We start from the raw sequence: 12923 nt of genomic DNA, 5'->3' as shown, positions 1-12923 counted from the left end.
CGGTGATCAACTCCTCCTTCGAGTTTCACGACCCGAACCCCATATTGTCAACGATATATTGTTAATGATTTGTAGTTCGTGACATGATCCGGGGACACGGCCAGGAAGGACGCGAGCGTGCTCCCTCAGGGAATCCAGCGACCGATGCAGGTGCAGCCTGCGCTCGGCACGATGGTCGCCAACCTGCTCCGCGAGATGATCACCAACGGCCAGTTCGAACCGGGCGAGCACCTCAAGGAGGCGGCGATCGCGGAGGCCATGTCGGTCAGCCGTGGCCCGGTCCGCGAGGCGTTCACCCAGCTCGAGGCCGAGGGGTACGTCGAGCTGAGGCGGCACCGCGGCGCCTACGTGGCCGCACTGACCCGGGTCGACGTGGAAGAGGTGCACACGCTGCGCGGCGCGATCGAACGACTGGCCGCCGAGCGGGCCTGCACCCGGATGGGCGAGGCCGAGTTCGCGAGGATGGACGAGGTCCTGGAACGGATGAAGGCCGTCGACACGACCATCGAGCCCGACGGCGCCGTCGTTCTCGATCTTGCCTTCCACGACATCGTCTACGCGTCCTGTGATCACGCCCGGGTGCAGCGCGTCTGGGAGTCGATCCGCGGTCAGGTGCGCCTGTTCCTGCGCGCCCGCAACATCAACTTCCCGGACTTCTCAGAGGTCGGCTACCCCGAACATCGCGAACTGCGCGACGCCCTGGCCGAAGCCGACCCGGAGGTCGCCCGAGCCGCCGTGGACAAGCACATCCTCGGCGCGTACGAACGGTTGAAACGCCTCGACCTACCCTGATCAGGCAGGTTCGGACGGATCGACCAGGAGCTGGCGCACCCGGAGCCGGTCGACCTCGAGGTCGCCGATCTTGAGGGTACGGATCGTGGCGCGCCGGATCACCAGCCGCCCGATCGCGATCACCCCGAACGCCAGCGCACCGCCGGCCAGCGCACCGACCGCGAGCCCGGCCAGACTCAGCCCGCCGATCGCGCTGGCCCCGCCCGCCCCGGCTCCGACCGCCGTCGCTCGGACCGAACCGCGACGCTCCCGGCCGGCCAGGTCCTCCGACGCCGGGTCCGGGGCTTGATCAGCATTCATGGGTCAACCGTCGCACAGATCAGACCGGTGATTCGAGGGTTTCGTCGGAGTCGATCAGCTCTGCGGTGTCGGTGGCCGGCTCGGTCTCGGCGTAGCTGGTCACGGTGGCCAGGTCGAGGGCCAGGTCGATCTCGAAGTCGCCGAACATCAGGCGGGTGGCGGTGCGGGCGGCTTCCCGTACCGACTGCTCGGCCTGCTCGGCGAGCCGCTCCGGCGTGTGCACGATGATCTCGTCGTGCAGGAAGTAGACCAGGTAGGGCCGGTCGTCGGGCGGGCCGAGCGCGGCCAGCCGGTTGCGCAGGTCGGCCATCCAGCACAGCGCCCACTCGGCGGCGGTGCCCTGGACGACGAAGTTGCGGGTGAACCGGCCCCAGTCGCGGGCCTGTTGCCGGGCCCGGCGCTGCTCGTTCGGGCCGGCGTCGGCATCGCTCGCGGCGGACTGGACCCGCTGCCAGGACTCGCCCGGCCGCGGTGAACTCCGACCGAGCCAGGTGGTCACCACCTCGCCCCGCTCGCCGGCCCGGGCGGCGTCCTCGACCAGTCCGGTGGCCCGCGGATAGGCCTTGATCAACCGCGGCATCAGCTGGCCCGACTCGCCGGTCGTCGCCCCGTACAGCGCGCCGAGCATGGCCACCTTCGCCTTGGCCCTGGTCTCGACGACCCGCTCGTCGACCAGGCCCTGGTAGAGATCGCCGCCGCGGGCGGCCCGGGCCAGCCGATGATCACTGGCCATGCCGGCCAGCACCCGTGGCTCCAGCTGGGCGGCATCGGCCACCACCAGCCGCCAGCCGGGTTCGGCGGTCACCGCACCGCGGAGCAGCTTCGGGATCTGCAAGGCTCCGCCACCGCGGGTCGCCCAGCGGCCGGTGACCACGCCGGCCGGCACGTACTCGGGGCGGAACCGGCCGTCGCGGACCCACTGGTCGGCCCAGCCCCAGCCGTTGGCGGCCAGCAGCCGGGACAGTTTCTTGTACGTGAGCAGCGGCGCGATCGCCGGATGATCAAGCTTGGACAGTTCCCACTGCCGGGTGCTGCTGGCGTCCAACCCGACCGTGTGCAGGGCGCGCAGCAGTTCGGGCGGCGAGTCGGGATTGAGCCCCGGCTGCCCGAGCGCAGTACGGATCTCGCCGAGCAGCCCCTCCAGCACCGGCGGCCGACCGCCGAACCGGGGCCGCGGGCCGAGCAGCCCGGTCAGTTGTCGATCATGGACCGTGACGTCGAACGGCAGCCCGTGGTGGTGCAGTTCCGCCGCGATCAGCGCGCCGGCGGACTCGGCGGCGAGCAGCAGCCGGAGCCGGTGCCGGTGCGGCGACTCGGCGACCGCCGCCGTCTGCAACCGGTGCTCGGCGATCACCTGCGCCAGGTCGGCCCGTTCCACCGGCCGGGCGAGCAGGGACGGCTGCTCGTCCTCGAGCAGTTCGGCCGGCGACCGGTCCCAGAACGCGTCGGAACCCTGCAGCGGCTCGGCCAGGTAGGTCGAGGCGGCCAGGATCGCGTGGCACAGGCGAAGGTCGACGCAGCGTTCGATCCGGACGCCGGCGCGGAGCAGCTCGGGATAGAGCTCCCGGGTGTCCGCCCAGATCCACCGTGCGCCGGCGCGCTCCAGCTCGCCGAACCGGACCGGCGCCGCGGACCGGTCGATCGTCTCGTCGGTGGCGCCGTCCAGACACCGCAGCACGACCTGGTCGTCCGCGACCGCGACGGCGATCTCCTCCACGGTGGCCGACTCTACGGAACCGCACCGACAGTCAGGCCCGCCCACGGTCCCGGATGGAGTTCGCGCCACGGCGGTCTCGTCGGGAACGTTCCCGCGGGAACGTCAGTGCCGGTTGTTACCGTCCGCGGCATGACCACGGTCGATCAACTCACCCGCCGGTTCGGCGTCACGCTCGATCCGGACACCGTGTCGGGAGGTCTGTCCGGCTCGGCGGTCCGGCGCGGGGTCCGGCCCGACGGGAAGCCCGTGGTGGTCAAGATCAGGTTCGCCGAGTCGGGCTTCGACCGCGTCGCCGCAGAACGGGAACTCATCTTCTATCGGGAGATCAGCGGCGACCTCGAGATCAAGACGCCCGAGTTGCTCGACCACCATCAATCGGACGACTGCGTGGCGATCCTGCTGTCCGCGCCGGGGACGATCCAGCCGGCCACGGACTGGACCCATGATCAGTGGCTCGCCCTGGCCGTCGACCTGGCCCTGCTGCACCAGACTCCGGTGCCGGAAGGTGAGTTGTGGCGGCACGCCCCGGACGGCGAGGTGCCCGGCTCCGATCCCGAACTCTGGCGGAGCTACTGGGATCGGCCCGGCGAGGCGGAGCTGTTCGCACCGCTCTTCGACGATCCGGCTGCCCTCGCCGCTGCCGTACGCGAGCAGCCGCTCTGCTTCAGCCACGGCGACTGCCACACGGACAACATCCTGCTCACCGATCGCGGTCTCGTCTGGGCCGACTGGCAGGTCGCCGGTGTCGGCCGGCCAGCGAGCGAACTCGCCTTCGCAGCGGGCCGCGCCGCGCCATCGGGCGCCGAACCGCCACTGGCCGACATGATCAAGTTCTACGCCGACCGCCGAGCCCTCGATCCCGCCACGCTCGCCCGCTCGGTGCTGGCCGCAGAGCTCTCGACCGTGCTCTTCGCCTGGCCGGCCTACGCCGGTTACAACTCCGCAGCCGGCGTCGACCGGGTCCGCCGACGGGCGGCGGACCTGGCCAGGCGGTGGTCAGCCGAGGTCTGACGAGATCCAGTGCTCCGGCCGCAGGTAGATGCCGGAGTGCTCGCCCATCTGGGTCAGCTCCAGCTCCACGTAGCCCTCGACCTGGTCCGGCGGCAGGTAGCGCTCGGCCATCCGCTGGGTGCGTTCGCGGCTGCCCGGCTCGATCCTGGTCACCGGCCCCTCCACCGACACGTACCGGATCGTCGGCTCGACCCGCTGCACCATCAGGCTGAACCGCCCGGCGGCGCGGATCGCGCGGCCCTTCCGCGACTCCAGCTCGGTGTTCACCCACAGTTCCCCGCCCGGCGTGTAGTCGTACCAGATCGGCACGACCAGCGGGGCGCGGCCGTCACCTTCGGACACGGCCAGGGCGCCGATGTGGGGCTCGGCCAGGAATTCTTCACGTTCAGCTTTGGACAATGCCATGATCCCGAACCTAGCTCCGGCCACTGACACTGTCGTACGATCGGCACCGACCATGTAAACAGCCCCAACTGTAGGCGGCCGGACGGCCGGTGGAGTGGTCGCGTTCCACGCAGGCGCCAGGCGCCGGAGACAACGAGTGGACGCGTGGGCCCAGGACACGGAGGCATCCTCAATGCGCCGTTCGTCGCTGCCCACCCAACAACGCTTCTCGCTCACCCGCCTGCTCGGCCTGCCCTCGATCCGCGGGCACGTACCGCTCGTCGTCGCGCTCGGCGTCGATGCCGTCGGCACCGGCCTGGCCGGCCCGCTGGTGCTGCTCTACCTGACCACCGTCGTCGGACTGCCGGTCGCGACCGCCGGGCTGGTGGTCACCGGCTCCGGCGTGGTCTCGCTCGCCGTACCGGCCGTGGCGGCCGCCGTCGCCGGCCGGTTCACGCCGCGGACGATCGTGATCTTCGCGCTGATCCTGCAGGCGATCGGCATGGCCGGCCTGCTGCTCGCCGTCCTGCCGGCCGGTCGCGCACTGCCGGTCCTGGTCGCCTGCTGCCTGCTCACCGCGGTCGGCGGGCGGGCCTTCTGGTCGTCGATCTTCGCGCTCGTCGCCGACGCGGCCGACGCCGCCGGGGCCGCCGGCAAGGAGTCCTGGTTCGCGCTGTCCGGGATGACCCAGGGCGTCGGCTTCGCGGTCGGGGCCCTGATCGCCGGTGCGTTGTTGATCATCCCAGGCTCGCTGCCGTACGTCATCGCCCTGGCGGCCAATGCGGTGACCATGATCGCCGCTGCGGTGCTGCTGGCCCGCGACCCCGGCCATCGGCATCGCCCGGTCGAGGGCACGCCTGATGATCAGCCGACCGGCCGGGTGCATCGGGACGGACCGTACCTGCTGCTGATCGGGGCGAACACCCTGTTCGCCTTCTGCAGCACGATCCTGGGCGTCGGCCTGCCGCTGTACGTGGTCCAGGGTCTGGACGCGCCGGCCTGGCTGATCGGTCCGCTGCTGGCGCTGAACACGGTGATCGGGGCGACCTGTCAGGGCCTGGCCGTGCGGGCGACGAACCGGTTCCGGCGGATCCGGGTGCTGGTCGTCGCGGGGGTGATCTGGGCGGCCTGGGGCGTGGTCACCGCCGCGCTCGGGCTGGCACCGCTCTGGCTGGTCATCCCCGGCCTGATCATCTCCGTGCTGGTCTACTCGATCGCCGAACTGATCCATGCGCCGGTGTCGATGGGACTGGCCTCGGACGCCGCGCCGCAGGCGTCCCGGGCCGGCTATCTGTCCTGGTTCCAGTACTCGTTCGCGCTGGCCACGATCGCCGCGCCGGGCGCGTTCGCGGTCGCCTTCGCCGCCGCACCTGAGCTGCCCTGGCTGATCACCTCGGTCATCGGCCTGGTCGGGTGCGCGGCGATCATCGCCGCCGGTCGTGGATTGGCACCTCGGCTCCGGCGCTGATTGTTAAGGTCAGGGCATGGTGGAGCGCGTCGAACTCGAGGTCGGCGACCGGGTCGTCAAGATCAGCAACCCGGACCGGGTCTATTTCTCCGCGCGCGGGGAGACCAAGCTCGACCTGGCGAACTACTACCTCTCGGTCGCCGACGGCGTGGTCAACGCGCTGCACCACCGGCCCTGCATGCTGCACCGGTTCCCGGACGGCGTGGACGGCGACAAGGTGCACCAGAAGCGGCTGCCGCACGGCGCGCCGCCCTGGATCCAGACCGTCCGGGTCGACTTCCCGTCCGGCCGGCACGCGTACGAACTCTGTGTCGATCATCCGGCCGACGTGATCTGGGCGGTCCAGATGTCGACGGTGGAGTTCCATCCCTGGAACTCGCGCAGCGAGCATGTGGAACAGCCCGACGAGTGGCGGATCGATCTTGATCCGGGGCCGCAGGCGACCTACGAGGACGTCCGCCGCGTGGCCGCGGTGACCCGCGAGGTGCTGGACGAACTGGGTGCCACCGGCTTCCCGAAGACCTCGGGCAGCAAGGGCATCCACATCTATGTCCGGGTCGCGCCGGTGTACGGGTTCGCCGACGTGCGCCGGGCCGCCTGGGCCTTCGCCCGCGAGGTCGAGCGGCGGGCCGGCGGCCTGGTCGACCTGACCTGGTGGCGCAAGGACCGGGACCCGGCGACCGTGTTCGTCGACTACAACCAGAACGCTCGTGATCACACGGTCGCCTGCGCCTATTCGGTACGGGGAACGCCGGAAGGCCTGGTCTCGGCGCCGGTGCGCTGGGATGAACTCCCCGAGGCGGATCCGCGCGACTTCACGATCGCGACCATGCCCGCCCGCTACGCCGAACTGGGCGACCTGCACGCCGGCATCGACGACGAGATCTACAGCCTTGATCAACTTCTGGAGTGGGCCGAGCGCGACGAACGCGACGACGCACCTCCGCCGGACGAGACCTGATCCCGGTATGACGATCTCATCGTGATCTTGTGACGCCGGTCAGACGCCGGGCCGCGACACCACTGGCACGATCGGGTCGATGATCAACGAACCCACGCCGCTCGGTCTGCCGGCCCGCCTCGGCTGGACCGCCCACCTGATACTCCGGATCGGCCTGGCCGGCTACCTGTTCGTCTACGGCTGGGCGAAGGTCTTCCTGGCCCAGATGGGGCGGGCGGACTTCGGCGACGCACTGGTGGGGTACGGCGAGATGAGCCCGATGGGGCTGCTCTGGCGGATGGTCGGCTACTCGGTGCCGTTCCAGTTCCTGTCCGGAGTCGCCGAGGTGCTGGCCGGCGGGCTCCTGCTGTGGCGCCGGACCGCCGGGGTCGGTGCGCTCATCGCGGCGTTCGACCTGTACTTCGTGTTCCTGCTCAATTTGTCCTACGACGTGCCGGTGAAGCAGCTCTCGCTGGCCCTGGCGATCGGCGCCACGATCGCCGCGATCCCTTATGCGACGCGGTTCCTGCGGGCGCTGTTCACCTCCGGCCCACTGCCCCGCGGTCCGCTGCCGACGATCGTCACCGGGCGGCCGGGCAAGATCATCGACATCGCCGGTGCGGTGCTGACGGTGCTCGCGGTGATCGGGTCGGAGCTGGTGTTCGGCCGGACGTTCCCGATGCCGGCCGAGGGGCGGCCGCTGGCCGGCGTCTACCGGGTCGTCGACGACGCCGCTGCTCCGGCCGACCGGTTGGCCGAGGACCCGCGCTGGCAGCAGGTCGCGTTCGGCCAGTGGCTGGTCGGCGGCAAGTCGCGGCTGTCGCTCCGGCAGGCCAACGGTGATCTCCGTACCGGCTCCTATCGCGACTCCGGGCCGGACAAGATCACCATCGAGCTCCGCGCAGCCCAGCGTGGTCCGGTCCGCACCACGGAGCCCGTCACGACGAAGCTCGAACTGCGCTGGGAACGCCGGCCGGACGGGCGGATCCGGCTCGTCGGCGGCGGCCAGGACCTCACCCTCGCGGCAGACCCGGAATTCCGCTTCCTGTTCGACCGCGATTTCTCCTGGGACCCGCGCCCGCCGGTGAACCGCTGAGCTACCGGGCGGCGGCGTAGGTCCAGAAGTCACGGATCCAGGCCGGCAGGCTGGGGTCGCCGCCCCGCTGGGTGAGCAGCACGGACACGGTGCCGGTGCTGGGATCGACGTGCGCCGACGTGCCGGTGCCGCCCACCCAGCCGTACCGGCCCGGAACCCGACCGGGCTCGCCGGCCGCCAGATCGACCGCCCCGCCGAAGCCCCAGCCGTGCCCGTCGAGGAACAGTGCGCCGGGTTGCCGCTGCTCCGGAGTCAGGTGATTGGTGAGCATCCGGCTGACCGATCTCTCAGTGAGCAACCGCCGGCCGCCGGCCTCGCCGCCCGCCAGCAGCAGCCGGCCGAACGCAAGCCAGTCGTCGGCCGTCGACGCCAGCCCACCGTGTCCCAGCGGGAAGGCCGGCGGCGCGCTCCAGTCCCCGTCCGGACCGTCGACGAGGACGAGCCGGCCGCCCTCGTCGGGCTGGTAGAAGCTGGTCATCCGGCCGCGGCGGTCGGCCGGGACCCAGAACGCGGTGTCGATCATGGCCAGCGGCTCGAACAGCCGCTCGGCCAGGAAGTCGGCCATCGACCGGCCGGTGACGCGGGAGATCAGGATGCCCTGCAGCACCGAGCAGGTGTCGTACAGGAACGCCTCGCCCGGCTGGTGGAGCAGCGGTACGCCGGCCAGCTCGGCCAGCCAGTCCGCTTCCGTCGCCGGGTACGTGCTCGGCCGCCGGCCGTCCCGCTGGACCGGGAAGAGCGCCTGCACGGCCGGGAGGTCGAAGTCGGACGGCCAGCCGTAGCCGGCCGTCGAGGTGAGTACGTCGAGTACCGTGATCGGCCGCACCGCGGGCACCAGATCGTCGAGCGGACTGGCCGGGGTACGGACCACCCGCGGCTCCGCCAACTCCGGAAGCCACCGCGAGATCGGATCGTCCAGGGCGACCCGGCCCTCGTCGACCAAGATCATCACCGCCGCCGCCACGATCGGCTTGGTGATCGAGGCGATCCGGAAGATCGAGTCGCGCTCCATCGGCGCCGTACCGTCCGTGTCGACCGAGCCCGCCGCCGCCACCTCGATCCGGTCACCGCGAGCGACCAAGGCCACCGCGCCGGGCAACGACCCGTCGTCGACATAGCGCTGCACCAAGGCCTGGAGATCCTTCACCGCGAACCCTTCATCCATCGTCGGACTGCTTTCATTCTGCAATCAGAATGCCAGGTCGAAGGATCCCGGTCAACGAGGAGTTCCCGGCCGCCTACACGCCGGCCGGCATCGTCGGCGACTGTCGCGGCGACAGGATCGCCGCGATGATCATCCGCGAGGGCCGGCTACCCCAGCCCGCGGGCGGACAGCCAGGCTGCCGCAACCTTGTCCACCGGCTCGCCGCTGCCGACCTGGCTCTTCAGCACGGTGAGTTCCTGGGTGGTGAGGGCCGCATGGACGGCCTCGATCGCTGCCTGAGCGGTCGGGTTCGCCTTGATCGCGGCGCCCCCGACGGCGGTGATGTTCTCCGGCAGCACCATCGACTCGGTGTCGTCCAGCCGGACGAAGCTGTCCCCGGCGAGGACCGGGTCGGTGCCGCTGAACGCGCCGACCGAGACCGTACCGGCACCAAGATCACGGGCCAGCGCGGCCGAGTCCGGGTACGGCTTGAAGGAGGCGAACTTGGCGCCGTAGATCGCGGCCAGCGCCTCCGGGCCGTACTTCTGCCGGGGCAGGTCGGCCGGGCCGCCGAGCACCGTACCGGCGGAGATCTTGGCCAGATCGTCCAACGTGGCCACCTGCTTCGCGTCGGCCGTGGCCTTGGTGATCACGAAGCTGGTCTTGGCCGTGGCGGGTGCCGACTTGAGCACCACCAGGTCGGGACCGGCGGCCGCCGGGAGTTGATCATCGACCTCGGCGGCGGTACTGGCGGCCTGGGACGGATTGAGTTCGGTGAGCAGGGCGCCGGTGTGATCCGGGACCAGGGCCAGCGAGCCCTGACGCAGCCGCTGCAGGTAGTCGGCCCGCTCCCCGACCGGCTCGGTGCCGGCCGTCAGGCCCTTGGCCTGCAGGGAGCTGACGTACAACTGGGCGAGCAAAGCACCCTCGGCCGACTCCGGCGCGCCGACCACGAAGTCCGGCGGTGCCGAGGCCTGACCGCTGCCGCGCAACGGATCGGCGTCGACCGAGCAGCCGGCCATGATCATCACCAACAGGATGATCATGGCCGGTCCGGCGATACGGCGTCGCCTGGACATCAGGCGACGCGGCGACGGGCGGCCCAGCCGAGGCCGGCGAACGCCAGGTAGAACAGCCAGCCGAGTCCGATCAGCAGCACCGCCCCGGCGAACACCTGGGGGTAGCCGGAGTCGAAGCCGGTCTTGATCACACCGCCGAGTCCCGGGGCGCCGATCATGCCGGCCACCGCGAGCGCGGTCACCGTGGCGGCGCCGACCCGGGCCAGCGTGCGCAGGACCGCCGGCAGCACCAGCGGCACCCGGTAGCCGAAGAACAGCCCCGCCCGGGTCAGTCCCATCGCCCGGCCCGACTCGACCACCGCCGCGTCACCGACCCGGAGTTCCCGAGCGGTCACGCCGGCAACCGAGAGGATGATCAACAACAGCAGACAGCCGGCCAGCACCGGCAGCCCCGCACCGAAGATGATCACGCCGACGGCGAGCAGGCCGAGCACCGGGACACCGGTGCCGAGCCAGGAGACCAGCCGGACCACCGGACGGCTGCCCCGGAAGGCTCCGAAGAGGCAGCCGAGGCCGAGACCGAGCAGGCCGCCGCCGACCAGCAGCACCAGGGTGATCAACGCGTGTACGGCGAGCGCGATGAGCAGCGGACTGCTCCAGGTCCAGTTGGCCGCGTCGAACAGGTATCCGGTCAGATTCATGCTGCCACCTCCTCGATCGGCTCGGCCGCCGCGAGTCGGCGGAGGCCACGGAAGATCAGGTCGACCACGATGGCCAGCGCGACCACCAGCACGATGCCGCTCAGCGCCTGGGTCAGATCTCGGGTGTCCAGGCCACGCCAGATCAGGCCACCGAGCTCACCGCCCGGACCGAACGCCGCGGAAACGATCACCCCGCCGAGCGTGGTCAGGACGACCGTGGCGACAGCGACCCGGCCGACGGTGCCGAGCACCCGCGGTGCCAGGTAGGCCAGGTCGAGCCGGAACCGGGTCGCGGCGCCGAGGCCGGCCACCTTGAGATAGGCGTACGGCGCGGCGGGACGCTTCCGGTGCGCCACCAGCACCGACCGGCTGATGCGCAGGACCGCCAGGGTGCCGAAGGCCATGATCAGGTTGAGCCGGTCGTCGATCGCCGTACCGCGGGCCAGCGGGGCGATCAGCAGCAGGCCCAGCGGCGAGGCGTACGAGAGCAGGTCGAGGACCGGTGCCAGGACCGGGCCGACCCGCAACTTCGCCAGCAGGTAGCCGAGCGGGATCCCGATCACCACGCCCGCGGCCAGCGACAGCCCGAGCACGATCGCGTGCCCGGCCAGCAGGGTGCCCAGATAGCCGGTGTTCTGGACGACCCAGTCCCAGTTCACCGCCGGCCCCCGGCAGCGACGGGCTCGCGGTCCTCGCCGGCCTGATCGGTGCCCGGACGGACCTTGTCCACGCCGCCGGCCTGAGCCCGGCGGGCGACCGTGGTGCCCGGCTTGGTCTCCGCGGCCTCGTCGCTCTCGGCGTCGGGCGCCTCGGCCTCGTCGGCGACCCGGATGGTCGCCTCCTGCTCGGCCTCGTCGACCGGGCGGACCGCGGTCTCCTGGTCGGCCTCGTCGAGCACGATCTCGGGCGAGCGCGGGCTGGTCGGAGCCGGCTTCGGAGCGGGCGCCTCCTGGGCTGCCTCGATGCCGGCCCGGACGGCCGTGGTGCGCTGCTCGACCGCGGCGGCGACGATCTCGGCAGCGCTGAGGACGCCGGCGTACCGCCCGGTGCCGCGGGTGACCGCGACCGCCAGCCCGACCGGCGAGGTGAGCGAGGCGTTCAGCGCGTCCTGCAGGGAGCCGGTGCCCGGATCGAAGACGTCGCCGAGCGGCAGGACGGTACCGGAGCGCTCGGGGTCGACCCAGCCGAGCGGCACCGCGTCGTTGTCGACCAACAGCGTCGCTCCGGCGTCGGGATCGGCCGAGGCGGGATCGCGGACCACCGGAACCCGCTGCAGCGGCAGCCCGATCGTCGTCGCGTACGCCAGCGCCCGGTAGCCCCGCTCGGCACCGACGATGTCGGCGACCAGCGAGTTCTGCGCGTCCAGTACGGCGACCGGCGGGCCGGAATCGACCACCGTGCCGTTGGCGAAGACGACCAGCCGATCGGCGATCGCGAGCGCCTCGTCCACGTCGTCGGTGGCGACGATCGCGGTGAACTCACGCTCGGCGTGCAGCCGGCGCAGCAGGTCCTGCATCGCGGTCCGGTCGCCCGGATCCAGGTCGCCGAACGGGTGGTCCAGCAGCACCAGGGACGGCTCGCCGGCGATCGCGCGGGCCAGGCAGACCCGCTGGCGCTGGGCGGCGGTCAGCCGGGACGGCTTCAGCCGGCCGGTGGCGCGGTCCAGCCCGACCGCACGGAGCAGGTCGTTGGCCTCGGTCAGCGCCTTGCCCCGGCCCGCCGCGCGGACCCGCGGCACCAGGGCGATGTTCTCCGCCGCGTCCCGGTGCGGGAACAGCCCGCCCTCGCGCAGCAGAAAGCCTTGCCCGCGCCGCAAGGCCTTGCGACGAAGGGTTCTGAGCGGTTTGCCGTTGATCATGATGCGGCCCTCGGCCGGCTCGATCAGGCGGTTGATCATGCGCAGCACGGTGCTGGTCCCGGAGCCGGGTTCACCAAGCAGCACCGTGATCTGGTTCTGATGGGCGGCGAAGGTGACGTCGGTCACCGCGGCTGAGCCGCGTCGAGAAGCCCGACTCACCGATTCGAACTCGATCACAGGGATCACCAACTACTCTGCCCAACCGTTCGGGGAAGTTTTCTGTGGCCACGGGGGCAGACTTAGCCACGAATCCGAGGCTAGAGGGAGGTTGCCGACATAGCACGGAACCGCCCCGGCGCGCCCCCACTTTCCCCTTCCCCAGTAGGCCCGGGAGCCCCGGCCCCGAGCCGGCCGCCCGGCCCCTTGATCGCCGCCGCCCCCGGATCCGCGACCGCTGCACCCATCCGCGACTGTTGCAACAGTCGCGGACGCGAAGAACGGTCGCGGACCGAGGGGGAAGCCTGTCGGCTGCGGAGGCGAAGAATGGTCGCGG

13 protein-coding genes are annotated in these 12923 nt (G+C 71.4%); 5 read left to right on the top strand and 8 right to left on the bottom strand.

From position 1 onward, the window contains the following. Positions 1–144 precede the first annotated feature (144 nt). Positions 145–792 (top strand): GntR family transcriptional regulator, encoded by a 648-nt coding sequence (locus AC6CCG_RS22280; protein WP_496656870.1) that lies wholly within the window; start codon positions 145–147, stop codon positions 790–792. Here AC6CCG_RS22280 and AC6CCG_RS22275 read toward each other — a convergent pair whose 3' ends face one another. Beyond that, complete coding sequence (locus AC6CCG_RS22275; protein WP_496656869.1) at positions 793–1092, bottom strand: hypothetical protein; 300 nt, start codon at positions 1090–1092, stop codon at positions 793–795. Between the two features lie 19 nt (positions 1093–1111). Beyond that, positions 1112–2809 (bottom strand): bifunctional 3'-5' exonuclease/DNA polymerase, encoded by a 1698-nt coding sequence (locus AC6CCG_RS22270; protein WP_496656868.1) that lies wholly within the window; start codon positions 2807–2809, stop codon positions 1112–1114. 129 nt (positions 2810–2938) lie between these two features. On the opposite strand from AC6CCG_RS22270, the gene AC6CCG_RS22265 reads away from it, so the two are divergent. Next, positions 2939–3820 (top strand): aminoglycoside phosphotransferase family protein, encoded by an 882-nt coding sequence (locus tag AC6CCG_RS22265; protein ID WP_496656867.1) that lies wholly within the window; start codon positions 2939–2941, stop codon positions 3818–3820. On the opposite strand, the gene AC6CCG_RS22260 is transcribed toward AC6CCG_RS22265, so the two are convergent. Next, the gene (locus AC6CCG_RS22260; RefSeq protein ID WP_496656866.1) at positions 3806–4225 is read right to left on the bottom strand and encodes a pyridoxamine 5'-phosphate oxidase family protein; all 420 of its coding nucleotides are present in this window, start codon (positions 4223–4225) and stop codon (positions 3806–3808) included. The genes AC6CCG_RS22265 and AC6CCG_RS22260 overlap by 15 nt on opposite strands. Before the next feature lie 172 nt (positions 4226–4397). Between AC6CCG_RS22260 and AC6CCG_RS22255 the strand changes: the two genes are divergently transcribed. The 3 genes from AC6CCG_RS22255 (at position 4398) to AC6CCG_RS22245 (ending at position 7708) form a co-directional block, all read left to right on the top strand. After that, positions 4398–5672, top strand: a complete 1275-nt coding sequence (locus AC6CCG_RS22255; RefSeq protein ID WP_496656865.1) for an MFS transporter — start codon at positions 4398–4400, stop codon at positions 5670–5672. 16 nt (positions 5673–5688) lie between these two features. Next, positions 5689–6633 carry a non-homologous end-joining DNA ligase gene (gene ligD, locus AC6CCG_RS22250; protein WP_496656864.1) on the top strand — a complete coding sequence of 315 codons (945 nt, stop codon included), beginning with the start codon at positions 5689–5691 and terminating at the stop codon, positions 6631–6633. A gap of 79 nt (positions 6634–6712) precedes the next feature. Next, on the top strand, positions 6713–7708 hold the full coding sequence (locus AC6CCG_RS22245; RefSeq protein ID WP_496656863.1) for a hypothetical protein: 996 nt from the start codon (positions 6713–6715) through the stop codon (positions 7706–7708). A gap of 1 nt (position 7709) precedes the next feature. On the opposite strand, the gene AC6CCG_RS22240 is transcribed toward AC6CCG_RS22245, so the two are convergent. From AC6CCG_RS22240 to AC6CCG_RS22220, 5 genes are all read right to left on the bottom strand, one after another. Further along, positions 7710–8873 (bottom strand): serine hydrolase domain-containing protein, encoded by a 1164-nt coding sequence (locus tag AC6CCG_RS22240; RefSeq protein WP_496656862.1) that lies wholly within the window; start codon positions 8871–8873, stop codon positions 7710–7712. 146 nt (positions 8874–9019) lie between these two features. Then, complete coding sequence (locus tag AC6CCG_RS22235; RefSeq protein WP_496656861.1) at positions 9020–9898, bottom strand: glycine betaine ABC transporter substrate-binding protein; 879 nt, start codon at positions 9896–9898, stop codon at positions 9020–9022. Positions 9899–9930: 32 nt separating this feature from the next. Continuing rightward, the gene (locus tag AC6CCG_RS22230) at positions 9931–10572 is read right to left on the bottom strand and encodes an ABC transporter permease subunit (protein WP_496656860.1); all 642 of its coding nucleotides are present in this window, start codon (positions 10570–10572) and stop codon (positions 9931–9933) included. Beyond that, positions 10569–11231, bottom strand: a complete 663-nt coding sequence (locus AC6CCG_RS22225) for a hypothetical protein (RefSeq protein WP_496656859.1) — start codon at positions 11229–11231, stop codon at positions 10569–10571. Before AC6CCG_RS22225 ends, AC6CCG_RS22230 begins: the two co-directional genes overlap by 4 nt. Continuing rightward, positions 11228–12556 carry an ATP-binding cassette domain-containing protein gene (locus AC6CCG_RS22220; RefSeq protein WP_496656857.1) on the bottom strand — a complete coding sequence of 443 codons (1329 nt, stop codon included), beginning with the start codon at positions 12554–12556 and terminating at the stop codon, positions 11228–11230. Before AC6CCG_RS22220 ends, AC6CCG_RS22225 begins: the two co-directional genes overlap by 4 nt. Positions 12557–12923: the final 367 nt, after the last annotated feature.

It is taken from the genome of Microlunatus sp. YIM B11417 (genome assembly GCF_059617205.1).
Note: the sequence above shows the minus strand (reverse complement) of the source record. Positions and strands in the feature narration are given on the sequence as shown.

Coding starts and splice junctions, on each gene's coding strand:
- AC6CCG_RS22280 (WP_496656870.1), top strand. CDS start 145: ATGCAGGTGCAGCCTGCGCTCGGCACGATGGTCGCCAACCTGCTCCGC.
- ligD (WP_496656864.1), top strand. CDS start 5,689: ATGGTGGAGCGCGTCGAACTCGAGGTCGGCGACCGGGTCGTCAAGATC.
- AC6CCG_RS22275 (WP_496656869.1), bottom strand. CDS start 1,092: ATGAATGCTGATCAAGCCCCGGACCCGGCGTCGGAGGACCTGGCCGGC.
- AC6CCG_RS22230 (WP_496656860.1), bottom strand. CDS start 10,572: ATGAATCTGACCGGATACCTGTTCGACGCGGCCAACTGGACCTGGAGC.
- AC6CCG_RS22240 (WP_496656862.1), bottom strand. CDS start 8,873: ATGGATGAAGGGTTCGCGGTGAAGGATCTCCAGGCCTTGGTGCAGCGC.
- AC6CCG_RS22265 (WP_496656867.1), top strand. CDS start 2,939: ATGACCACGGTCGATCAACTCACCCGCCGGTTCGGCGTCACGCTCGAT.
- AC6CCG_RS22260 (WP_496656866.1), bottom strand. CDS start 4,225: ATGGCATTGTCCAAAGCTGAACGTGAAGAATTCCTGGCCGAGCCCCAC.
- AC6CCG_RS22235 (WP_496656861.1), bottom strand. CDS start 9,898: ATGATCATCCTGTTGGTGATGATCATGGCCGGCTGCTCGGTCGACGCC.
- AC6CCG_RS22245 (WP_496656863.1), top strand. CDS start 6,713: ATGATCAACGAACCCACGCCGCTCGGTCTGCCGGCCCGCCTCGGCTGG.
- AC6CCG_RS22255 (WP_496656865.1), top strand. CDS start 4,398: ATGCGCCGTTCGTCGCTGCCCACCCAACAACGCTTCTCGCTCACCCGC.